This window comes from Pseudomonas sp. BNK-7, assembly GCF_048072025.1.
Taxonomy (GTDB): domain Bacteria; phylum Pseudomonadota; class Gammaproteobacteria; order Pseudomonadales; family Pseudomonadaceae; genus Aquipseudomonas; species Aquipseudomonas danubii.
This window is the reverse complement of the sequence record NZ_CP182252.1, coordinates 1906777-1929202: the sequence shown is the minus strand read 5'-3', so window position 1 is coordinate 1929202 and position 22426 is coordinate 1906777. Positions and strand designations below refer to the sequence as shown.

Annotated in this window: 20 protein-coding genes and 1 pseudogene; 11 read left to right on the top strand and 10 right to left on the bottom strand. The window is 63.3% G+C overall.

The features are described from left to right. Positions 1 to 198: 198 nt before the first annotated feature. The 3 genes from ggt to ACMGF8_RS08865 form a co-directional block, all read right to left on the bottom strand. Positions 199 to 1866, bottom strand: coding sequence for a gamma-glutamyltransferase (ggt, locus tag ACMGF8_RS08875; RefSeq protein WP_305949004.1), 1668 nt, complete (start codon positions 1864 to 1866; stop codon positions 199 to 201). Between the two features lie 97 nt (positions 1867 to 1963). Then, positions 1964 to 2875 (bottom strand): LysR substrate-binding domain-containing protein, encoded by a 912-nt coding sequence (locus ACMGF8_RS08870; RefSeq protein WP_416759314.1) that lies wholly within the window; start codon positions 2873 to 2875, stop codon positions 1964 to 1966. A gap of 75 nt (positions 2876 to 2950) precedes the next feature. Further along, positions 2951 to 3541, bottom strand: a complete 591-nt coding sequence (locus tag ACMGF8_RS08865; protein ID WP_102861039.1) for an NAD(P)H-dependent oxidoreductase — start codon at positions 3539 to 3541, stop codon at positions 2951 to 2953. Between the two features lie 203 nt (positions 3542 to 3744). Here ACMGF8_RS08865 and ACMGF8_RS08860 point away from each other — a divergent pair, with 203 nt between their 5' ends. After that, positions 3745 to 4059, top strand: coding sequence for a putative quinol monooxygenase (locus tag ACMGF8_RS08860; protein ID WP_207167035.1), 315 nt, complete (start codon positions 3745 to 3747; stop codon positions 4057 to 4059). Positions 4060 to 4068: 9 nt separating this feature from the next. On the opposite strand, the gene ACMGF8_RS08855 is transcribed toward ACMGF8_RS08860, so the two are convergent. Next, positions 4069 to 4833, bottom strand: coding sequence for a sulfite exporter TauE/SafE family protein (locus tag ACMGF8_RS08855; protein WP_416759311.1), 765 nt, complete (start codon positions 4831 to 4833; stop codon positions 4069 to 4071). A gap of 238 nt (positions 4834 to 5071) precedes the next feature. On the opposite strand from ACMGF8_RS08855, the gene ACMGF8_RS08850 reads away from it, so the two are divergent. From ACMGF8_RS08850 to ACMGF8_RS08840, 3 genes are all read left to right on the top strand, one after another. Further along, positions 5072 to 5953 (top strand): LysR substrate-binding domain-containing protein, encoded by an 882-nt coding sequence (locus ACMGF8_RS08850; RefSeq protein ID WP_416759309.1) that lies wholly within the window; start codon positions 5072 to 5074, stop codon positions 5951 to 5953. A 56-nt stretch (positions 5954 to 6009) separates the two neighbouring features. Further along, positions 6010 to 6585: an NAD(P)H-dependent oxidoreductase gene (locus tag ACMGF8_RS08845; protein ID WP_416759307.1), complete on the top strand. Its 576-nt coding sequence runs from the start codon at positions 6010 to 6012 to the stop codon at positions 6583 to 6585. A 62-nt stretch (positions 6586 to 6647) separates the two neighbouring features. Further along, the gene (locus tag ACMGF8_RS08840; RefSeq protein WP_102861034.1) at positions 6648 to 7019 is read left to right on the top strand and encodes a MerR family transcriptional regulator; all 372 of its coding nucleotides are present in this window, start codon (positions 6648 to 6650) and stop codon (positions 7017 to 7019) included. Positions 7020 to 7710: 691 nt separating this feature from the next. Here ACMGF8_RS08840 and ACMGF8_RS08835 read toward each other — a convergent pair. Further along, positions 7711 to 9124 (bottom strand): annotated as a pseudogene (locus ACMGF8_RS08835) (amino acid permease); the annotation flags it as partial. 110 nt (positions 9125 to 9234) lie between these two features. Beyond that, positions 9235 to 10485 carry a kynureninase gene (gene kynU, locus ACMGF8_RS08830; RefSeq protein WP_305949009.1) on the bottom strand — a complete coding sequence of 417 codons (1251 nt, stop codon included), beginning with the start codon at positions 10483 to 10485 and terminating at the stop codon, positions 9235 to 9237. Positions 10486 to 10673: 188 nt separating this feature from the next. Here kynU and ACMGF8_RS08825 point away from each other — a divergent pair, with 188 nt between their 5' ends. After that, entirely contained in the window at positions 10674 to 11147 is a 474-nt protein-coding gene (locus ACMGF8_RS08825) for an Lrp/AsnC family transcriptional regulator (protein ID WP_102861707.1), read from the top strand. 6 nt (positions 11148 to 11153) lie between these two features. Here ACMGF8_RS08825 and ACMGF8_RS08820 read toward each other — a convergent pair whose 3' ends face one another. After that, on the bottom strand, positions 11154 to 12167 hold the full coding sequence (locus ACMGF8_RS08820; protein ID WP_102861030.1) for an AraC family transcriptional regulator: 1014 nt from the start codon (positions 12165 to 12167) through the stop codon (positions 11154 to 11156). A 349-nt stretch (positions 12168 to 12516) separates the two neighbouring features. Between ACMGF8_RS08820 and antA the strand changes: the two genes are divergently transcribed. The 5 genes from antA (at position 12517) to ACMGF8_RS08795 (ending at position 18312) form a co-directional block, all read left to right on the top strand. Then, on the top strand, positions 12517 to 13905 hold the full coding sequence (gene antA, locus ACMGF8_RS08815; protein ID WP_416759305.1) for an anthranilate 1,2-dioxygenase large subunit: 1389 nt from the start codon (positions 12517 to 12519) through the stop codon (positions 13903 to 13905). Positions 13906 to 13907: 2 nt separating this feature from the next. Then, positions 13908 to 14399 (top strand): anthranilate 1,2-dioxygenase small subunit, encoded by a 492-nt coding sequence (antB, locus tag ACMGF8_RS08810; RefSeq protein ID WP_102861028.1) that lies wholly within the window; start codon positions 13908 to 13910, stop codon positions 14397 to 14399. 18 nt (positions 14400 to 14417) lie between these two features. Next, positions 14418 to 15440 (top strand): anthranilate 1,2-dioxygenase electron transfer component AntC, encoded by a 1023-nt coding sequence (antC, locus tag ACMGF8_RS08805; protein ID WP_305949012.1) that lies wholly within the window; start codon positions 14418 to 14420, stop codon positions 15438 to 15440. 79 nt (positions 15441 to 15519) lie between these two features. Next, positions 15520 to 16920 (top strand): amino acid permease, encoded by a 1401-nt coding sequence (locus ACMGF8_RS08800; RefSeq protein ID WP_305949013.1) that lies wholly within the window; start codon positions 15520 to 15522, stop codon positions 16918 to 16920. Between the two features lie 183 nt (positions 16921 to 17103). Beyond that, complete coding sequence (locus tag ACMGF8_RS08795) at positions 17104 to 18312, top strand: benzoate/H(+) symporter BenE family transporter (protein ID WP_416759301.1); 1209 nt, start codon at positions 17104 to 17106, stop codon at positions 18310 to 18312. Between the two features lie 14 nt (positions 18313 to 18326). Here the strand turns inward: ACMGF8_RS08795 and ACMGF8_RS08790 are convergent, their stop codons facing one another. The 3 genes from ACMGF8_RS08790 to kynB form a co-directional block, all read right to left on the bottom strand. Beyond that, positions 18327 to 19826 carry a PLP-dependent aminotransferase family protein gene (locus ACMGF8_RS08790; protein ID WP_416759299.1) on the bottom strand — a complete coding sequence of 500 codons (1500 nt, stop codon included), beginning with the start codon at positions 19824 to 19826 and terminating at the stop codon, positions 18327 to 18329. Between the two features lie 266 nt (positions 19827 to 20092). Further along, positions 20093 to 20944 (bottom strand): tryptophan 2,3-dioxygenase, encoded by an 852-nt coding sequence (gene kynA / locus ACMGF8_RS08785; protein WP_416759297.1) that lies wholly within the window; start codon positions 20942 to 20944, stop codon positions 20093 to 20095. A gap of 105 nt (positions 20945 to 21049) precedes the next feature. Further along, the gene (gene kynB / locus ACMGF8_RS08780; protein ID WP_416759295.1) at positions 21050 to 21691 is read right to left on the bottom strand and encodes an arylformamidase; all 642 of its coding nucleotides are present in this window, start codon (positions 21689 to 21691) and stop codon (positions 21050 to 21052) included. 276 nt (positions 21692 to 21967) lie between these two features. Between kynB and ACMGF8_RS08775 the strand changes: the two genes are divergently transcribed. After that, entirely contained in the window at positions 21968 to 22312 is a 345-nt protein-coding gene (locus ACMGF8_RS08775; protein ID WP_102861021.1) for a cupin domain-containing protein, read from the top strand. The last annotated feature ends 114 nt before the right edge of the window (positions 22313 to 22426 follow it).

Below are 22426 nucleotides of genomic sequence, written 5' to 3'. Positions count from 1 at the left end.
ACGGACCGGCGGACGCGGTCCTGGGGGAGAGCGGAAAAAGGCGCGCAATGGTACGGAATTGAAGCGCCGCCGAACAGCCGCTCGTCGGCGCGTGAACAACAAAGGTAGGAGCTGGCTTGCCAGCGAAGCGGCGCTCGATCGGGCGCCAGGCTGACGGGCCCGTTCGCCGGAAAGCCGGCTCCTACAGCGGTTCAGCGGTTATTTGACGACCTTGCCGACGCCACGACCACGCGGGTCGGAAGCGGTTTCAAGCGCGGTGCCGTTGACCCGGATCGCCTGGATGTCGCCCATCTCCCAGCCCTGGTCTTCCAGGGTGTAGCCCATGGTTTTCAGCTCTTCGGCGACCTTGCCGGTGAGCGGCGCATAGGCGTCGTAGTAGATCGTGTCCTTGGGCAACAGCTGGTGATGCACGCGCTGCGCGGCCACGGCCTTTTCCAGGGGCAGGTTGTAGTCATAGAGGTTGTTCAGCACCTGGAAGATCGAGGTGAAGATCCGCGAACCACCGGGGGTACCCAGCACCAGGGTGACCTTGCCGTCGCGAGTCACCAGGCTCGGGCTCATGGACGACAGCATGCGCTTGCCCGGGGCGATGGCGTTGGCATCGCCACCCACCACGCCGAAGGCGTTGGCTACGCCTGGCTTGGCGCTGAAGTCGTCCATTTCGTCATTGAGCAAGAAGCCTGCGCCCTTGACCACCACGCCACTGCCGTAATCCCAGTTCAGGGTGTAGGTGTTGCTCACCGCGTTGCCCTGGGCATCGACGATGGAGAAGTGGGTGGTCTGGTGCGGCTCAAGCCCGGGACGCACTTTCTCGGTGGCCGAGATAGCGTTGGGGTTGACCTCGGCGGCGCGTTTTTTCAGATAGGCCGGGTCGGTCAGTTGCTTGACCGGCACGTCGGAGAACGCCGGGTCGCCCAGGTAGTCGGCACGGTCGGCGAACACGCGCTTTTCGATTTCCGCCAGCAAGTGGATGTACTTGGCCGAGTTCAGCTCGACGCCCTTGAAGTCTGCGGCACGCTCTTCCTTGATGCTGATCAACTGCGCCAGGGCCACCCCGCCGGAGCTGGGTGGCGGTGCGGTGTACAGGGTGTTGCCACGGAAGCTGACCTGCAGCGGCTGGCGCCACTGGACCTTGTAGTCCTGCAGGTCCTGCTTGGTGATCAGGCCCTTGTCGGCCTGCATCTGCGCCACCAGCAAATCGGCGGTCTTGCCGCTGTAGAACTCCTTGGCGCCCTGGTCGGCGATGCGCTCCAGGGTCGCGGCCAGCTCCGGCTGACGGAAGGTTTCACCGGGTTTCATGCTGCCGAAGTAGTCGCCGAAGTTGGTGCTGCCGTTGAACAGCTTCAACGCATCCTCGCGGTACTGGTACTGCTTGTCCGCCACCTTGAAACCGTTTTTCGCGTAGCCCACGGCCGGCGTGATCAACTCGCTCCACGGCAACTTGCCGAATTTCTGGTGGGCTTCCCACAGGCCCATCACGGTGCCCGGCACCCCGGCGGCGCGCGCGCCCACCAGGCTCAGGTTCTCGATCACCTCGCCCTTTTCGTTCAGGTACATGTCCCGGGTCGCGGCCTTGGGCGCGGTTTCCCGGTAGTCGAGGAAGTAGGGTTTGCCGTCGACGAACATCGTCATGAAACCGCCGCCGCCGATGTTGCCGGCCTCGGGGTAGGTCACTGCCAGGGCGAAGGCCGTGGCCACCGCGGCGTCCACCGCGTTACCGCCTTTCTTCAGGATCTGCGCCGCGACATCGGCGCCGTACTGGTTGGGCGCAGCCACCGCGCCGCCTTCCAGGGTCACGGCGAACGCCGAACTGCTGGCGGCGATGGCGGCCGTCAGGGCCAGGGTCTTGAACAACAGGATGCGCATAAAGTCCTTCCTTTTCTTGTTTTTGAACGGCAAGAACATAGGCCTGCTATTGCATTTCGAGCAATCGCCAATCGCAGTACGCCCGTACCAACTGGGCTCAGCCCTGGAACTCGGGGCTGGCGTAGTCCGCGAGCTTGCCCTGGATGAAATCCAGGAAGCACTGGATGCGCAGGGCCAGTTGCGAGTTGCGGTAGTACACCGCGTTGATCGGCTGGCGGTAGCCGCTGTTGAACGAGGCCAGCACCGGTTGCAGGCGCCCGGCGCGGATGTCGTCGATGGTCATGAAATGCGACAGGCAGGCAATCCCCTGCCCCTCCAGCGCCAGGTGGCGCAAGGTCTCGCCGCTGGAGGCACTGATGTCCGGCTGGATCTGCCAGCGGTCGCCATGCACATGGCGCAACGGCCAGTGGTTGAGGGTTTCGGTCTGGGTGAAGCCGAGCAAGGTGTGCCCGGCCAGTTCGGCCACGCTTTGCGGGGTGCCGTGGCGGGCCAGGTAATCGGGGCTGGCCAGAATGTGCAACGGGCTGCAGCCCAGGGAGCGGGCATGCAGGGTCGAATCCGCCAGCACGCCGATGCGGATGGCAATGTCGGTGCTTTGCTCCAGCAGGTCGATGATCAGGTCGTTGCTGTTGAGCTCCAGCTGGATATCCGGGTACAGGCGGCGGAACTCGGCCACATGGGGAACGATGGCGTGCAGCATGAAAGGCGATGCGGCGTTGATCCGCAAACGCCCGGACGGATTGCGCTGGCGCGAGGACAGGCGCTCTTCGAGCTCGTCCATCTGGTCGAGAATGCGCTTGGCCTGCTCGAAGAAGTAGCGACCTTCTTCGGTCAGGTCCATGCGTCGAGTGGTGCGGTTGATCAGCGTGGTGTCGAGCTTGGCCTCCAGCCGCGACAAGCTGCGACTGACCGCCGAAGGGGTCTGGGCCAATTGCTCGGCAGCGGCGGAAATCGAACCGCACTCGATGACGCAAACCAAGACTTGCAACTCGTCGGATCGGGCTTTCACAGGAGTCCTTTATCGGCGCGGGTGGGCCCTGGATAAACCGCAGGCCCGCTTCAAGGCGCTCAATAGTAGCCGGATTCAGCCCTGGAGATTGAACACCGCCTTGAGGTGCTCCGCGTAGCGCTGCACGTCGGCTTCGATGTTCGGGCGCTTCATCACGTCGACACAGAGGAAGGTCGGCAAGCCGCGCATGCCGAGGAACTGGTTGGCCTTGTGGAACGGGAAGTACACCGCGTCCACGCCCTTGGCTTCGAAGAAGTCGGTCGGGTCGTCAAAGGCCTGCTGCGGCGCGTTCCAGGTCAGCGACAGCATGTACTGCTTGCCCTGGATCAGGCCGCCGCTGCCGTATTTCTGCGAGGCGTCGGAACGGGTCCGGCCATCGCTGGCGTAGAGGCTGCCGTGGCCTTCGGTGAAGACTTCGTCGATGTACTTCTTGACGATCCACGGCGCGCCCATCCACCAGCCGGGCATCTGGTAGATGATCACGTCGGCCCAGAGAAACTTCGCCACTTCTTCCTGAATGTCGTAGCCCTCGTCGATATGGGTGACCTTGACCTCCAGGCCGCCGCGATCCAGCACCGCCAGGGCGGTGTCGTGCAGGGTGGCGTTGTAACGGCCATCGGAGTGGGCAAATTGTTTGGCGCCATTGAGCAGCAGTACTTTTTTCATGATCCGGCCTCATCGGGGACAGCCCATCGCGCATCGGCAGCGACGGGTTGTGAAGGTTGCAAACGATGGCGGCAGGTTAATCAGGCAGGGCGCGGAGAATAAGCCCGGGTTGCTCAAAATACATTTGACTAAAACGCACGAATCGATAGCCAATCTTTGCCTTAGGATCTTCAGCACCTTCCCCGTCAATGAGTGCTTTGCGCATGTCCACGCCCCAGGCCTTTATCCTTCACGCCAAGACCCGTCCCGAGCGCGCCGACGCCTTCCAGGCGTTCTTCCTGAGCCATGTCGCCGCCAGCCGCGCTGAAGCCGGCTGCATCGAGTACCACATGCTGCGGGACCGGGAAGACCCGAGCCTGTTCATCTTCTATGAGGTCTGGGCCTCCCAGGAGGCGCTGGATAGCCACTCTGGCCTGCCGCACATGCAGCAGTTTCTCGACGCGCGCATGGACTACCTGGAGCGCGACTTCGAGATCCGCGCCATCGACATGCTCAGCCCGGCCACGGCTGGCCGCTGAGCCAAAGGTCTAGCCGCTGATCAACAGATGCCCGCCCAGCAGCCCCAGGCCGATGAAGAACACCCGCTTGAACAGCAAGGCGCTGATGCGCTGGCGCAACCATTGCCCCAGCCACATGCCCAACAGCGCCGGGGCCAGGGTCAGCAAGGAGGCCCCCAGCTCGGCGCTGCCCAGGGCGCCGCGCCACAGCAGGCCGGCGGCCAGGGCCAGGGTCGACACCGTGAACGACAGGCCCAGGGCCTGCACCAACTGATCCTTGTTCAAGCCCAGGGCCTGCAGATAGGGCACCGCCGGGATCACGAACACCCCGGTGGCCGAAGTGATGACCCCGGTGATCAGCCCGCATAGCGGCGCCAGCCAGCGCTCCTGGGCCGGCGACACGCGCAGGGTCGGCAACAGCAGGCCGCTCAGGGCATACAGCAGCAACGCCGCGCCCAACCCCCGCACCACCCAATGCCCGCCCTCGATGCCCAGCCACAATGAACCGGCGGCCGTGCCGACGAAGATCGTCAGCAACATCGGCCACAGGCGCTTGAGCAAGGCCGGCAGGTGCCCGCCAAAGGCCAGTTGCCAGAGATTGGTCAGGGTCGCCGGAATGATCAGCAAGGCTGCAGCCTGCGCCGGAGCCATAGCCAGTCCCAACAACCCCATGGCGATGGTGGGCAGGCCGAGACCGATCACCCCCTTGACCATACCGGCCAGTACGAAGGTGCCGATGACCAGCAGAGAAAGGGCCATGCCAAGATTCTGGTAAAACGCGAGAGAGCTGTTCATGGGCCTATCCTGCGCCCTGCACGCCGCGCTGAAAATCTGCCATATACTGAGCCAGCCTCTTGCCAAGCAATAGGCACATACCAAAACCTATTGCCCGTACCTCCGTAGGAGCTGGCTTGCCAGCGAAGGCGCGCTCAAGCCCGATGCAAAATCCTAAGGCCTCTTCGCCGGCAAGCCGGCTCCTACAAAAACATCTGCACGGCCTCCGTAAGAGACCCCGTTCCCCGAGGAATGCCCCATGCACTTCGACCTGATCGACCTGCGGCTGTACCTGAACATTCTCGACGCCGGCAACATCACCGCCGGGGCCGCTCGCAGCCATCTGTCCCTGGCCGCCGCCAGCGCTCGAATCCGCGCCATGGAAGCCTCCCTGGGCATCGAGTTCCTCGAACGCGGGCGCCGCGGCATTCGCCCGACGCCCGCCGGCAAGGCCCTGGCCCAACATGCCCGGACGCTGTTGCTGTACGCCGAACACCTGCAACAGGACCTCGCCGAATACGCCAAGGGAATCAAGGGCCAGGTGCGCTTGCTGTGCAACACCACCGCCCTCAGCGAGTACCTGCCGGAGCTGCTGGCGGACTTCCTGCACAACCAGCCCCAGGTGGATATCGACCTGCAGGAACTGCCCAGCCAACGCATCACCCACGCCCTGCGCCAGGGTGCGGCAGACCTGGGTATCGTCTCCGACGCGGTGGACATTCAGGGACTGATGAGCCGGCCTTTCCGTGATGATCCGCTGGTCCTGGTGATGCCCCAGGATCACCCGCTGAGCCTGCAGCCCAACCCCAGCTTCAACGACACCCTGGCCCACGACTACGTTGGCCTGGCCAGCCATAGCGCCCTGGCGGTGTATCTGGAGGAACAGGCCCTGCACCTGGGACGACGCATGCAATTGCGCATCCGCGCCGAAGGTTTCGACGCCCTGCTGCGCATGGTGGCCCGTGGTGCCGGGCTGGCGCTGGTGCCCCTGGCGGCCCTGGAGCGCAACCGTCACCTGCCGTTGCAGTCGCGCCCGCTGAGCGAAGCCTGGGCCCGGCGCCGGTTGCTGTTGTGCACCCGTGACTTCGCAACGCTGCCGCTGTATGCCCAAGGTTTGTGCGCGGCACTGCTGCCGCCTTGACTCTCCCCTTAGGGGCAGACTTTAGCCTTGGGGTTTATCCCTCAAGGACCACGGCAATGAGCAAACGCATCCTGGTGATTCTCGGCCACCCCTCGCGCAACAGCCTGTGCGCGGCATTGAGCGAGCGCTATGTGAAGGCGGCGCAGGAAGCCGGGCATGACGTGCGCCAGCTCAGGCTCGGCGAGCTGCGCTTCGATCCGGTGCTGCGCGAAGGCTACCGGCAGATCCAGCCTCTGGAGGAAGACCTGCAACGGGCCCAGGCCGACATCCTCTGGGCCGAGCACCTGACCTGGGTCTTCCCCATCTGGTGGGGCGGGATTCCAGCCCTGATGAAGGGCTTTCTCGACCGTGTGCTGCTGCCGGGCTTCGCCTTCAAGTACCGCCCCGGCAAGGCCTTTCCCGAGCAACTGCTCAAGGGCCGCACCGCCCACCTGATGGTGACCATGGACACCCCGCCCTGGTATTTCCGCTGGTTCTATCGCATGCCCGGCTTGCAGCAGATGCGCCGCACCACCCTGGCCTTCTGCGGCATCAAGCCGTTGCGCACCCTGACCTTTGGCCCGGTGCTGGACGCCAGCGATGAACGCAAGGCGGATTGGCTGATGCAGGCGCAATACCTTGCCAGGCAGTGAATCCACCGGATAATGCGCAAGGCTGTCCACCGCCCGAAATCGGTACTGAACAAGGAGTTTTCATGTACATCGGCCAAGCCGCGCAACTGTCCGGGACCACGGTCAAGAGCATCCGTCACTACGAAGCCATCGGCCTGTTGCCCGAAGCTCCGCGTCAGGGTCGCTACCGTCTCTATGACGCCCAGAGCGTCGAGCAACTGATGTTCATCAAGTGCGCGCAGCAGTTGGGTTTCAAACTCAAGGAATTGCAGCAGGTGTTCGCCACGCACCAGGGCCAGGCCTTTCCCTGGGACCGCGCACAGGCCGCCCTGGCGCAAAAGAGGCGCGAGCTGCAACAACAGATCGATGACTTGCAGCAGTTGCAGGGCCGGCTCGAAGTCTTCGAGACCAGCCTGCAACAGGCTCGCGAAGAGTGCCCCTTGGGCAGCCTCTAGCGGGTCGTTGAGAAAGGAGCAGAAAGGTGCATTCCGATAGAGAATTCAATTAATTAGTGACGCCAATCAGGCTCAGCGGCTCGCACGAACAAGTCCGCTGGCACCGTCCAGACCTCCGGACTCGCTCCACCAGCTCCGCCCTTAGACTTTCGGAGGCAACTTGGGGCACCAAACCAAACTGCGATGTGTTCCTCGGGGACATTTGGGTCCCCCTCAATGCCGACCACGACCGCAAGAAGGCCGTCTAGCTCGACTAAGTCACCACGTTGCCAATTTGTCATGCGCAGCACCTTTGAAGGTTTTGGATTTTCAAGTCGGCTCGTTCGTCGCAAGCGCGACACTCACCACAACTCATGTCGGGGATGGCTGCCACCACCCAGCGATTGCGCCCAGGCGGATCGCATTGTAAGCCGCTAAGGCCCAGGTGACCCAGCCTCGCAAGGTGACGAGGCCTCACCACCCTCCTTAGTCGCTCACTACGCACGCTATACACAACCTGCACCAGCGATGCCCGGAGAATCCGCTCAGACGGATTCGACGGCCGCCCAGCGTCCGCATGGCGGGTGTCCAGCAGATCGCTCAGCTCGCGGAGAATCGTATCGACCAGGATGCGAAGCCCATGAATGGGGTGATCGGCCGGTACACCGGCCTCCACGTATACGAGAACACGCCAAGCTGCTGGACATCCGGGAGGCGTGGCCTCAGACCTCGGACAGTCCGGCGACCGTCCTGGGCTTACGGAAGCACAGGTAGTAGACCAGGGTCAGCAACAGCAGGAAGGGTACCCCGAACACCAGGGTCATCTTGAACGCCTCGGTGAAGAAGGTGGTGATCATCACCGCCCCCATCAGCACCAGCCCCAGCAGGGTGCTGTAGGGAAACAGGCGCATGCGGAATGACAGTTGCTGTTCACCGTGGCGCTGGTGATAACGACGGAAGCAGTAGTGGGTGAGGAAGATCATGAACCAGGTGAAGATCGCGCCGAACATCGAGATCGCCATCATCAGGACGAATGAGCTCTCCGGGTACAGCACGTTGATCAAGGTGGCCAGGGCAATACCGGAGCTGGACAGCAACAAGGCATTCAGCGGAATCCCGGTCTTGCTCAGGGCGCCCATGGACTTGGGCGCAAAGCCGGCGCGGGACAGGCTGAACATCATCCGCGTGGTGATGTAGAGCTGGCTGTTCATCGCCGACAGGGCCGCGATCAGGATCACGAAGTTCATCACCCCGGTGGCCCCGGGAATGCCGATGGTCTGCATCACCGTGACGAACGGGCTCTGGGCCTTGCCCGCCTGGACCCAGGGCACGATGGCCAGCATCAGGGCCAGGGTCAGCAGGTAGAACACCACCAGGCGCACGATGGTGGCGCGAAACGCCTGCTTCACCGCGCGCTGCGGGTCCTTGGCCTCCCCCGCCGCCACCGCGATCATCTCCACGCTCAGGTAACTGAAGATCGACACGATCACCGCGATCCACATGCCTTCGAAGCCATTGGGAAAGAAGCCGCCGTGGGCGCTGTAGTTGTGCAGCCCGTAATCGGGGTTGCCGGAGCCGAACACCACGTACACCGCGAGGATGATGAAGCCGACGATGGCGGCGATCTTGATGGTGGAGAACCAGTATTCGAAGTTGCCGAAGGTCTTCACGCTGATGGCGTTGAGCAGGATCAGCACGCTGGAGAAGGATATGATCCACACCCATTCCGGAACGTTGGCGAACCAGTACTTCATGTACATGGCGATGGCCGTGACTTCGGCGCCCACCGCCAGAACGATGGCCGCCCAGTAGGCGTAGCGCACCAGGAAACCGGCCAGCGGGCTGACGTAGAACTCGGCATAAGCGCCGAAGGAACCGGAGGTGGAATGGGCCACGGTCATTTCCGCCAGGCAGCCCATGAGGATCAGGGTGATCAGCGCACCGATGGCGTAGCTCAGCAGCACGCTGGGGCCGGCATAGCCGATGGCATAGGCACTGCCCATGAACAGGCCGGTGCCGATGGCCCCGCCGATGGCGATCATGCTCATCTGGCCGGCGGTCAACTGCCGCCTGAGGCCGTGCTCGCGATTGGAAATCGCTTCGAAACCCTTGTTGGAGGTGGTCACTTTGAGTGCCTCTTTATTGTTGTGTGCACGTATGAATCGTTGTGACGGCCCGTCCTTGTGCCGCTGCCCTGGTTGCCGCATGCAGCAGCAACCAGGGGATAAAGCGCGTCTCAGGTCACGCTGTGACGCACCTGGAACTGCGCCTGGGCCCAGGTTTTCTGATCAAGGATTTCACCGAGAATCTGCACCGCGTCCCAGACTTCGCTGAAACGGGTGTACAGCGGGGTGAAGCCGAAACGCATGATGCGCGGCTCGCGATAATCACCAATCACGCCCCGGGCGATCAGGGCCTGGATCACCGCATAACCTTCAGGGTGTTCGAAGCTCACGTGGCTGCCACGCTTGGCGTGATCGCGTGGGGTCACCAGCTTCAGGTCGTGGCCGGCGCAACGCTGTTCCACCAGTTCGATGAACAGGTCGGTCAGGGCCAGGGACTTGCGCCGCAGGCTCTGCATGTCGGTCTGTTCGAAGACCTCCAGGCCGCACTCGACCATGGCCAGCGAAGTGATCGGCTGGGTGCCGCACAGGTAGCGGGCGATACCGCTGGCGGGCTCGTACTGGGTGGCCATGTCGAACTGCCGGGCATGGCCGAACCAGCCGGACAGCGGCTGGGTCACCAGGTTGCACAGGGCAGGAGCAACCCAGGCGAAGGCTTGCGAACCCGGGCCGCCGTTGAGGTATTTGTAGGTGCAGCCGATGGCGTAGTCGGCGCCGCTGCGATTCAGCTCCACCGGCACTGCGCCGGCCGAGTGGGCCAGGTCCCAGAGGCTCAGGGCGCCGGCTTCGTGGATCAACCCGGTGACGGCCTGCATGTCGTGCATGTAGCCGGTCTTGTAGTTGACGTGGGTGAGCATCACCACCGCCACGTCCTGGTCGATGGCAGCTGGCAGTTGCTCCGGGCTGTCTACCAGGCGCAGGGAATAGCCCTGCTCAAGCATCCGGGTCAGGCCCTCGGCGATGTACAGGTCGGTGGGAAAATTGCTGCTCTCGGAAACGATCACCCGCCGCTCGGGGGCACGCTGGGCCTGCACCTGCAGGGCGGCGCTGAGCACCTTGAACAGGTTGATGGACGTGGTGTCGGTGATCACCACTTCGCCGCTGCCGGCGCCGATCAGCGGGGCCAGGCGATCCCCCAGGCGCTGGGACAGGTCACGCCAGCCGGCGCTGTTCCAACTGCGGATCAGGCCGTCGCCCCACTCCTGCTCGATCACTTGCCGGGCCCGTTCCAGGGCGGCCACAGGGCGAGCACCCAGGGAGTTGCCATCGAGGTAGATCACCCCCTCGGGCAAGGCGAACTGTTGGCGCAGCGGCGCCAGTGGGTCCTGTTCATCGAGACGCAGGCAGTGGTTTTTATCGATCATTGGAAGTCCTGTCTTGGTCAAGGTCATGCCCGCCTGGAACAGGCCGGGCACGGGGTCTGGACGACCCGCAAACTCAGGAAATAATGGACGAAGCCAGCTAGAATTTTCGTGCAAAGTGCAGCGCGTTATCGTACTAATCTCGAATAAAATTCTAATCCTCCAATAAAAAACGCGGATTTATGCCAGCCATGACCCTCGACTCCACCGACCTGCGCATCCTCTACTTCCTGCAACAGGATGGACGTATCAGCAATCAGGAACTGGCGGAGAAAGTCGCCCTTTCACCCTCGGCCTGCCTGCGCCGCCTGCGCATGCTCGAAGGCGACGGGATCATCAGCGGCTATCGCGCCCAGCTCAACGCCGAGCGCCTGGGGATCGAGTTGGAAGCCATCGTCCATGTGTCCCTGCGCCAGGATGTGGAGGGCTGGCACGAGACCTTTATCAGCAAGGTCCAGCAATGGCCGGAAGTGGTGGCCGCCTACGTGATCACCGGCGCCAGCAACTACGTGCTGCGGGTGCAGGCGCGCAACCTCAAGCACTTCTCGGATTTCATCGTCAATCACTTGAACCGCGCGTCCGGGGTTACCGATATCCGCTCGGAAATCGTCCTGCAGAAGATCAAGGAACAGGACGGCCTGCTGGATCTGGTGCTGCGCAAGTAGTACGTCCTAGAACCCCACCGGGCGCCGCGCCTGGTGGCGCTGGACTGTGGCGCTCGGCGCCTCGTCGAACAGCTTGCGGTACTCCGCGGAAAACCGCCCCAGGTGGGTAAAGCCCCAGGCCAGGGCAATCTCGGAAATATTGCGCGCCGCGCCGTGTTCGAGAATGTCCTGGCGCACGCCATTGAGCCGATAGCGCTTGAGATAGGCCATGGGCGACAGGGCAAAGTACTTGCGGAAGGCCTCGAACAGCTTGAAGCGTGAAACACCGGCGGCGGCTTCCAGGTCCTCCAGGTGCACCGCCTCTCGGGCATGCTCGTGCAGGTACTGGCGGGCCCGCACCAGGTAATGCGGCAGCTTGACCCCGAGCATCGCCTGCAGCTCCGCAGAGTAGTTGTTGGGCTGGGCCAGGATCAGGCCCTTGATCAGGGAGCTCTCGATTTCCCGGGTGAAGGCCAGTTGCTCGTAAAGTTCGTTGCCCTGGGCCAGTTCGCCAATGAAGTGATGCGCCATGCGCCACCAGGCCGCGGCGGCGCCCTGCCGTGCGTCCATGGCAGGCTCGAAGCGCAGCGGCTGCTCGACCGGGCGTTGCAGCAATGCCTCCAGGGCTTCGCTCATGGCCGGCCGGGAGATCACCACCTGCAACTTGCGGCAGTCGCCGGAGATGGCCAGCACCTGGCTTTCGTTGGGAGCAACGATCACCCCCTGGTCCGGGTCCGAACGCAGCAGGCGACCGTCCTTGCTCAGCTCCTGCTCGCCGCACAGGGGCAGGCTCAGGCTGTAGCTGCTGAAGCGCTCGGTGTCCTCGATATCGACGACCACATCGGTGCCGTATTCGATGATGCCCAGGGTCGTGGCGCGTGACCTGAGGACGTTGGCACTGTGGTGGAAACGAATGCGTTCGGGGTTAGCGGTTTCCAGGCGGTGCGGCCCACAGATACCCGCCATCCAGTTCCTGGCCCCTTCAAGGTCATAGCGATCGATACGAATCTCGCGAAACAGCCCATCAGCCTTGCTATTCATCACGGCGCACCCACGGCAATTATTATTCAGCGCGCTCTGACGGCGCGTCTTGTGTGACAGGGCAAGTTTTGCGCCAGCCGGCAACGCTGCCAACCCAGTGGATAGCAATCGCCCACTAAGTGGATAACCCGCCCCCATCGTCCTCATCTGGCCGGGCCCACAGTAGCCCATCGGCGCCCCGTGGTGCAGCTGTCGATCGCCGATCCGCTCAAAGGTGGGTCGCAGCTGGGTCACAACTACCCAGGCAATTTTATGGATGGCCTTGGCCGACTAAGCGGATAGCCACCGGCGCCCCGCACTCTCTCTAATGACGGCACCCGATTGACCTGAATAAAAAAGGTACCGACTCATGAGTGGTGCAAGAAGCGTCGAGCAGTGGCAGGACTTCATCCACGGCTGCCTGGATTTTCGCCCCGCGGACGGAGTGTTCCGTATCGCCCGGGAGATGTTCACCGAGCCCGAGCTGTTCGATCTGGAGATGGAGCTGATCTTCGAGAAAAACTGGATCTACGCCTGTCACGAAAGCGAACTGCCCAACAACCACGACTTCATCACCCTGCGCGCCGGGCGCCAGCCGATGATCATCACCCGCGATGGCGAGGGCCGGCTCAATGCCCTGATCAACGCCTGCCAGCACCGCGGCACCACCCTGACCCGGGTGGGCAAGGGCAACCAGTCGACCTTCACCTGCCCGTTCCACGCCTGGTGCTACAAGAGCGACGGGCGCCTGGTGAAGGTCAAGGCGCCGGGGGAATACGACGAAGGCTTCGACAAGGCCACCCGCGGCCTTAAAAAGGCCCGCATCGACAGCTACAAGGGCTTTGTCTTCATCAGCCTGGACGTGGCCGCCGACAACAGCCTGGAAGACTTCCTGGGCGACGCGCGGATCTTCTTCGACATGATGGTCGCCCAGTCCCCCAACGGTGAGCTGGAAGTGCTGCCGGGCAAGTCCGCCTACACCTACGACGGTAACTGGAAGCTGCAGAACGAGAACGGCCTGGACGGTTATCACGTCAGCACCGTGCACTACAACTACGTGGCCACGGTGCAGCACCGTCAGCAGGTCAACCGTGACAACGGCAGCGGCAGCAGCGCCACCCTGGACTACAGCAAGCTCGGCGCCGGCGACGCCAGCACCGACGACGGCTGGTTCGCCTTCAACAACGGCCACAGCGTGCTGTTCAGCGAAATGCCCAACCCGGCGGTGCGCTCCGGCTACGCCAGCATCATGCCGCGCCTGGTGCAAGAGCACGGCCAGGCCAAGGCCGAGTGGATGATGCACCGCCTGCGCAACCTGAACATCTACCCCAGCCTGTTCTTCCTCGACCAGATCAGCTCCCAGTTGCGGATCATCCGCCCCATCGCCTGGAACAAGACCGAGATCATCAGCCAGTGCATCGGGGTCAAGGGCGAGAGCGATGCCGACCGGGAAAACCGCATCCGCCAGTTCGAGGATTTCTTCAACGTCTCGGGCATGGGCACGCCGGATGACCTGGTGGAGTTTCGCGAGGCCCAGCGCGGCTTCCAGGGACGCCTGGAGCGCTGGAGCGATGTCTCGCGCGGCCATCACCGCTGGGCCTCCGGCCCCACCGCCAACAGCGAGAACCTGGGCATCCAGCCGGCCATGACCGGCACCGAAATCACCCATGAAGGGCTGTACGTCAACCAGCACCGCAACTGGCAGAAATTCCTCCTCGACGGCCTGCAGCGCCAGTCCCTGAAACTGCGTGAGGTATGAACATGAATGCGCAATTGCAGTACCAGATCGAGCAATTCTTCTATCGCAAGTGCGAACTCTGCGACGCCCAGGACTGGGACGCCTACCTGCAGCTGTTTGCCGTGGACAGCGAGTTCCACCTGCCGCAATGGGACTCGGAACACGTCTACACCCGGGACCCGAAACGCGAGATGTCGCTGATCTACTACGCCAACCGTTCGGGGCTGGAAGACCGGGTGTTCCGCCTGCGCACCGGCAAGGCGGCCTCGACCATTCCCATGCCGCGCACCCTGCACATGGTCAGCAACCTGCGCATCGCCGAGGGCGCCAACGGGCTGCTGCAGGTGCGCCTGAACTGGCACACGCTGTTCTATCGCCTGGCCACCTCCGAGGACTTCTACGGTCACGCCACCTACGACCTCAAGCCCCATGGCGACAGCTGGCTGATCCAGCGCAAGCACGTGCTGCTGCTCAACGACACGATCAACTCGGTGCTCGATTTCTACCACCTCTGACTCGACGGACATCCCTTCATGACGCACAAGGTCGCGTTCAGCTTTGCCGACGGCAAGACCCTGTTCTTCCCGGTCAAGGCCAATGAAATACTGCTCGACGCTGCCCTGCGCAACGGCATCAAGATCCCCCTGGACTGCCGCGAAGGCGTCTGCGGCACCTGCCAGGGCCGTTGCGAGTCGGGCCAGTACAGCCAGGACTACGTGGACGAGGAAGCCCTCTCGCCCCAGGACCTGGAGCAACGCAAGATGCTCACCTGCCAGACCCGGGTGCAGTCCGATGCAGCGTTCTACTTCGACTTCGATTCCAGCCTGTGCCACAACGCCGATCCGGTGCGACGCACCGGCTCGGTGATCGACGTGCGCCAAGTCTCGGACAGCACCGCCATCCTGCACCTGGAGCTGGGCAGCAGCGAGGCACCGCTGGAGTTTCTCCCCGGCCAGTACGCGCGCCTGCAAGTTCCCGGCACCGACAGCAGCCGGGCCTACTCCTTCGCCAACCGGCCGGGGGCGGACAACCAGTTACAGTTCCTGATCCGCCTGCTGCCCGACGGGGTAATGAGCAACTACATCCGCGAGCGTTGCCTGGTGGGCGACAGCATCGAACTGGAGGCGCCGCTGGGGGCTTTCTATCTGCGCCAGATCAGCCGGCCGCTGCTGCTGGTGGCCGGCGGCACCGGGCTGTCGGCGCTGCTGGCGATGCTCGAACAGATCGTCGAGCAGGGCTGCCAGCAACCGGTGCACCTGTACTACGGCGTGCGCCAGAGTGCCGATCTGTGCGAACTGGAGCGTATCCAGGCGCTGGGCGAGCGCCTGCAAGGTTTTCGCTTCACCCCGGTGATCAGCGACGTCGACCCGGATTGGTCGGGCAAGCGCGGCTACATCACCGAGCACTTGGACAGCAGCGAACTGCGCGACCAAGACAGCGACCTGTACGTTTGCGGACCGCCACCGATGGTCGATTCGATCCGAACCTGGCTGCAAGAACAGCAACTTAACCGCGTTCAGCTGTATTACGAGCGGTTTACCGAGAGTAATATCTGATCCCGTCAGCATTGAGCCGCGATCGGTCCCGTTCACCACGGGATCGGTCCTGATAACAACTAGAAGAGAGCGCACATTAGTGGATCAAACCTTGCAACAAGGTGAACTCAAGCGTGGCTTGAAGAATCGCCATATTCAGTTGATCGCCCTGGGCGGGGCGATCGGCACCGGACTCTTCCTCGGCTCGGCCGGGGTGCTCAAGTCCGCCGGACCTTCGATGATCCTCGGCTATGCGATTGCCGGATTCATTGCCTTCCTGATCATGCGCCAGTTGGGGGAAATGATCGTCGAAGAGCCGGTGGCCGGCTCCTTCAGCCACTTCGCCCACAAGTACTGGGGCGGCTACTTCGGCTTTCTCGCCGGCTGGAACTACTGGGTGCTGTATGTCCTGGTGGGCATGGCCGAGCTCACCGCGGTGGGCAAGTACGTGCAGTTCTGGTGGCCGGAAATCCCCACCTGGGTCAGTGCGGCGGTGTTCTTCGTGCTGGTCAACCTGATCAACATGATGAACGTGAAGTTCTTCGGAGAAGCCGAGTTCTGGTTCGCCATCATCAAGGTGGTGGCCATCGTCGGCATGATCGTCCTCGGTTGCTACATGTTGTTCAGCGGCAGCGGCGGCAGCCAGGCGTCGGTGAGCAACCTCTGGTCCCACGGCGGTTTCTTCCCCAACGGCGGCACCGGCCTGCTGATGGCCATGGCCTTCATCATGTTCTCTTTCGGCGGCCTGGAACTGGTGGGCATCACCGCTGCCGAAGCCGCCGAGCCGCGCAAAGTGATTCCCAAGGCCATCAATCAGGTTGTGTACCGGGTGCTGATCTTCTACGTCGGCGCCCTGGCCGTGCTGCTGTCGCTGTATCCGTGGGATGAACTGCTGGTGAGCCTCAACGCCGGCGGCGACGCCTACAGCAGCAGCCCTTTCGTGAAGATCTTCTCGCTGATCGGCAGTGATGCGGCGGCGCAGATCCTCAACTTCGTGGTCCTGACCGCAGCACTGTCGGTGTACAACAGCGGTGTGTACTGCAACAGCCGCATGCTCTATGGCCTGGCCGAACAGGGCGACGCACCCAAGGCGCTGATGAAGCTCAACAAGCAGGGCGTGCCAATTCTGGCCCTGGGCATTTCCGCGCTGATCACACTGCTCTGCGTACTGGTCAACTACCTGGCGCCCCACGAAGCGCTGGAGCTGTTGTTCGCCCTGGTGGTGGCTGCACTGATGATCAACTGGGCGCTGATCAGCCTGACCCACCTGCGCTTTCGCAAGGCCATGGCCGAGCGTGGCGTGGTGCCGTCGTTCAAGGCCTTCTGGTCGCCCTTGAGCAACTACCTGTGCCTGGCGTTCATGGTGATGATCATCGGCGTGATGTGGATGATCCCGGGCATCCGCGCCTCGGTGTATGCGATTCCGGTGTGGGTCCTGGTGATTTGGGGCTTCTACCGCCTGAGTCATGCACGCAAGGCCGGACAGCCCGCCCTGCACTAAGCCTCAGGCTTGCAACACCCGAAAGCCCGGCCGGGATCAAGGCCGGGCTTTTTTGTCGGCGGCGCAAAAGCGGTCTGCCAATTAGGGTGAATGTGGCCTGAAACAACAGTCCGCCCTCTCTCTAGAATCGACTCCCTCCCGGCACCTGAGCCTGGGAGCCTGTTTCTGGATGGAGAGCGGCTGATGAACAGAACGGCGACAAGCCTGCGCTGGACCGATGTTTTCTCGCCCACCGTGGCGGCGCTGATTTCAGTGCTGGTGAACTACGGCGGAACCTTTGTCCTGGTGTTCCAGGCCGCCGAGCTGGCGCGGCTGTCAGCGGCCCAGACCGCGTCCTGGGTCTGGGCAGTGTCGGTCGGTGTCGGCCTGACCGGGCTGTGGCTGAGCCTGCGTTACCGAGCGCCGATCATCACTGCCTGGTCCACACCCGGCGCGGCCTTCCTGGCCACGGTGATGCCCTTCACGCCCTACGCCGAGGTGATCGGCGCCTACCTGATCTCGGCCCTGGGGTTCATCATCCTCGGCGGCTGCGGGGCCTTCGACAAACTGGTGCGGATGATCCCCAAGGGCATCGCCGCCGGCCTGCTGGCGGGCATTCTGTTGCAGTTCGGGATCAACGCCTTTGGCGGCGCCAGCGCCGACCCGCTGCTGGTGATCGTGCTGCTGGTGTCCTACGCCTTGCTGCGGCGTTTCACCTCGCGCTTTGCCGTGGTGGGCATCCTGGTCATCGGCCTGGGGCTGCTCATCGCTCAGCAGCGGATCGACTTTTCTGCCGTGCACTTGAGCCTGGCCGTGCCGGTATTCACCGCGCCGCAGTTCTCCCTGCAGGCCTTGCTCGGAGTGGCCTTGCCGCTGTTCGTCATCACCCTCACCGGCCAGTACATGCCCGGCATGCTGGTGTTGCGCAATGACGGCTACAGCACCAGCGCCAATCCAGTGCTCACGGTCACCGGCCTGGGTTCGCTGCTGATGGCACCGTTCGGCGCCCATGCCTTCAACGTGGCGGCCATTACCGCGGCGATCTGTACCGGCAAGGACGCCCATCCTGACCCGAAAAAACGCTACATCGCCGGTATCGCCTGCGGGCTGTTCTACATCCTGGTGGGCACCTTCGGCGTGACCCTGGCCAGCCTGTTCATGGTGCTGCCCAAGACCTTTATCAGCGCCCTGGCGGGCCTGGCGCTATTGGGGGCCATCGGCGGCAGCCTGGCCAATGCCATGGCCGACGCGGCCACCCGGGAAACCGCGCTGATCACCTTCCTCGCCACCGCGGCCAACGTCACCCTGCTCGGGGTCGGCGGTGCCTTTTGGGGGCTGGTGGCCGGCTTGACCGCGCACCTGCTGATCCATGGCCGGGCCACTCTGTTGACCGCCCGTACCGTCAAACCCTGAAGGCCAGCGCCTGGCTAGGCCTTTCTCAGGGCCTGGGCCAGGCGTGCCATGGTCGTTTCGATTTCATGGGCGCTGAGCGAGGCGTAGCCCAGCAACCAACCTGGCTGCTTGTGCTCCCCGGCATACAGCCGGCTGAGCCCTGGTAACTGGATGCCGGCCCTGGCGGCTCGTTGCTGGGTCAACGCTTCGCTCCAGCCGGGCTCCAGCAGGCAAGGAATCTGCAACCCGCCCGGTGGCGGCAAGGCCACGGCAATGCCCTGCAAATGCCGCCCGATGGCATCGAGCATGGCTTGCCGACGCTCGGCGTACAGCTTGCGCATGGCCCGCACATGGGCGTTGTAGTGCCCCTCCTCCATGAACCGCGCCAAGGTCAGCTGGAGGATCTGCGGCGTGTGCCCGTCCATGATGCTGCGGGCCGCGCTGAAGGCGTTCACCAGCTCGCTGGGCAGGGCCATGTAGCCCATGCGCAGGCCCGGGTAGAGGGTCTTGCTGAAGGTGCCGATGTAAAGGGTGCGCTGATACGGGTCCAGGCCCTGGACACAGGCGGTGGGCAAACCGTCGTAGTGGAACTCGCTGTCGTAGTCGTCCTCGATGATCCATTTCTCCTGCTCGGCGGCCCAGCGGGTCAGTTCCAGGCGGCGCTCCAGGGACAGGGTGACGCCCGTGGGGTACTGGTGGGACGGCGTCACATAGACACAGCGGGCGCCACTGCGGTCGGCCCGCAGCAGGTCGGTGCGAATGCCCTGGCTGTCGACGTCGATGGGCACGATGCGCGCCTCGGCGGCCTCGAATGCCTTGCGTGCGCCGAAGTAGCCCGGGTTCTCCAACAGGATCGGCTTGCCGGCGTCCACCAGCAGTTGCGCGCACAGAAACAGCGCCTGGCGGGTACTGCTCAGCACCAGGATCTGCTCGGGCTGGACCTTGGCTCCGCGTTCCAGGTTCAGGTAGGCGGCAATGGCCTTGCGCAGGGGCAGCGCACCCTGGGGATCGCCATGCAGCAGTACATTGGCGCGGTAATCCTTCAGCGCCTGGCGTTGCAGGCGTTCCCAGACATCCAGCGGGAAGCTGCGGGTTTCCGGCAGCCCGGTAGCAAAGGCGGTGACGGCCTGCTGATCGCTGACGCCGCCCCTTTGCAACAGCAGCGCGCCGCGCCGGCTCAGGCCCGCCCCAGGCTCTCGGCTGTGCCCAGCCTGCCCCTGCAACTGCTGGCGGCGGCGGACCGAGCCGCGTAGCTGGGCACCGATGGCTTCACAGACATAACTCCCCGAACCTTCGCGGCGCTGGATAAAACCGTCGCGCTGCAACTGCACATAGGCGTTTTCCACGGTGTCCCGGGAGACCGCCAGCGACTTGGCCAGGGCCCGACTGGCCGGCAACTTCACCCCAGGCCCCAGGGCGCCATCGAGGATCAGCCCGCGCAATGCACGCTGGATGCGCTGGTGCAGGTCCAGAGGGCGGAACTCAGGGTCGCTGAGGCGCATCTTGAGGGTTTCAAGCTCGAAGGTCCGGGACATGTGGTCTGCCTGGGAGAGTAAAAAGTCTGCGCTGAAGGCAGCCACTTTATCTCCAGAGCGCAACTGTCGCCAATGCCTACAGCTCTGCAACGACCTCTGTAGCCGCTGCCGCAGGCTGCGCTAAGGTCCGCAGGACCTTCCAGACCTCAAGAGCGCGTCTGCTGCGCAGGCGATCGCAGCCTGCGGCTGCGGCGACATTAGGGATTCAGGCAATCAGACGCCGGCAGGCAAATGAAAACGCCCCGGCAGGCGGAGCGTTTTGCGGATCAGAGCGAGGATCGCACTCGCCACAACTCGGGGAACAGCACGGTGTCGAGCATCTTGCGCAGGTAGCCCACGCCTTCGGTGCCGCCGGTGCCAGGCTGGAAGCCGATGATGCGCTCCACGGTAGTCACGTGACGGAAGCGCCACTGGCGGAAGGAATCCTCCAGGTCGATGAACTTTTCCGCCAACTGATACAGGTCCCAATAGGCCGAAGGGTTGGCGTATACCTCGCGCCAGGCCGCCTCCACCGACGGGTCATGCTGAGTCGTGGTGGTGCTGTTCAGGGCCAGGCGCGCGGGGTCGATGCTCAAGCCGCTGCGAGCCATCAGGGCAATCGCTTCGTCATACATGGACGGCGTGGCAATCGATTCTTCCAGGGACTGCAGCAGCTCGGCACGGTGGGCGTGGGGCCGCAGCAGGGCCGCGCTCTTGTTGCCGAGGATGAATTCGATTTCCCGGTACTGGAACGACTGGAAGCCCGAGGACTGGCCCAGGTACGGGCGGATCGACTTGTACTCGGACGGCGTCATGGTGGCCAGCACGGCCCAGGCGTGCACCAGTTGGTCGAAGATCCGCGAGACCCGCGCCAGCATCTTGAACGCCGGGGGCAACTGGCCCTGGCGCACCTGCTCGCGGGCGGCCTTGAGCTCATGAAGCATCAGCTTCATCCACAGCTCCGAAGTCTGGTGCTGGATGATGAAGAGCATTTCGTTGTGATCCGGCGACAGCGGATGCTGGGCGCTGAGAATACGCCCCAGGTCCAGGTAGTCGCCGTAGCTCATGGAATCGGAGAAATTCAGCTCGGCGTTATGCCATTCATCCGGTGGGTTGCTTGAAAAAGGACATTGGCTCATGGCGTGGGCTCCTCGCCTCAGGCAGCGGTTACCACCCGCAGGCTGTGCAACCCGGGGCGGGATGCACAACGGCGCGGACGGCCAGCTGTGTATTTATTGTAGGAATCAATCGGCCAGGGGGCGCAGGATCGCCCGCACCGGACTGGCATCCAGGTGGGCAAAGCGCAGTGGCAGGGCAATCAGTTCGTAGTCGCCTTCGGCCACCTCATCCAGGACTATCCCCTCAAGGATCGCCATGCCGTGACGGGCCACGGTGTTATGAGCATCCATGGTCTTGGACTGCTGGGGATCGAGGGACGGGGTGTCGATACCGATCAGGCGCACGCCGAGGCTGGCCAGCAGTTCGATGGTGGCTGGAGCTACCGCGGTAAAGTCCGGGTCCCACGTGCTCAGCGGCGCCTGTGGATAAGTGCGTAGCAAGACTCGCGCAGGCAAGTTGTCCAAGCGTCCGAGCACGGCTTCAGGCTGCACCAGGGCGCCGCTGTCCAGGCAATGCAGGACCCGGCACGGGCCCATGTAGACATCCAGCGACACCTCGCCGATGGGCAGGCCATCCGGCCGGTAATGCAGGGGCGCGTCGACATGGGCGCCGGTGTGGGGCGACAGGGTCACCCGCCCGACATTTACCGGGCACTCAGGCCCGAACTGCCAGACGCGCTCCTCCTGGAACGATGTGTCCCCCGGCCAGGTCGGGGTCGCGGTACTCAAAGGCGGGCTGATATCCCACCAGCGTGGTGTATTTTCCATTCGTGCGGCTCTCGGTCACTCCGGACTGAATGATACGAGCGATACCAGTAAAGATTCTTGCGAAATAACTCGGGCATCGTCAGATATTTCGCAAATCCTGCTAAAAAACCGCCCTTTGTCGAGGGAATGTTTCAAGCGCCAGCCGCCCGTTATCCCCCAGCCGGCAGCGACTCTCGCATTGCGCTTCTGGATACCCCGAGGTCGAGAACAGACATCCCCCTGAACGTGGGCCGCTATAGGGTGCATCTTCAGTTCTCTGCCCGCTAGGAGCACAGCATGTCGCAACCCATTACCGTTCTGCGCGATACCCACCCACTGCCCGTCCTCGACGCCTGCAAGTGGGAAAAACTCGAGGGCGATCCCCACACCGTCAACCTCAACGCCTACACCAGCGAGGACGGCAGCAAGATCATGGGCACCTGGATCTGCACCCCGGGCAAGTGGCGGGTGGCCTATGAGAAGTGGGAGTACTGCCATTTCCAGGAAGGGTACTGTGTGATCACCCCGGATGGCCGCGATCCCATCCACTTGCGTGCCGGCGATATCTTCGTGGTGGAACCCGGGATGAAAGGCACCTGGGAAGTGGTGGAAACCGTGCGCAAATACTTCGTGTTTGCCTGAGTCAGAACACACCGGGGGGCCCCTTCGACCCGGGCTCCCCTTCCGGCATTGCCATTGAACACAACGCGCTCCGCCAAATGTCTATATAATCACTGCCAAATGGCAAAGGCAGGA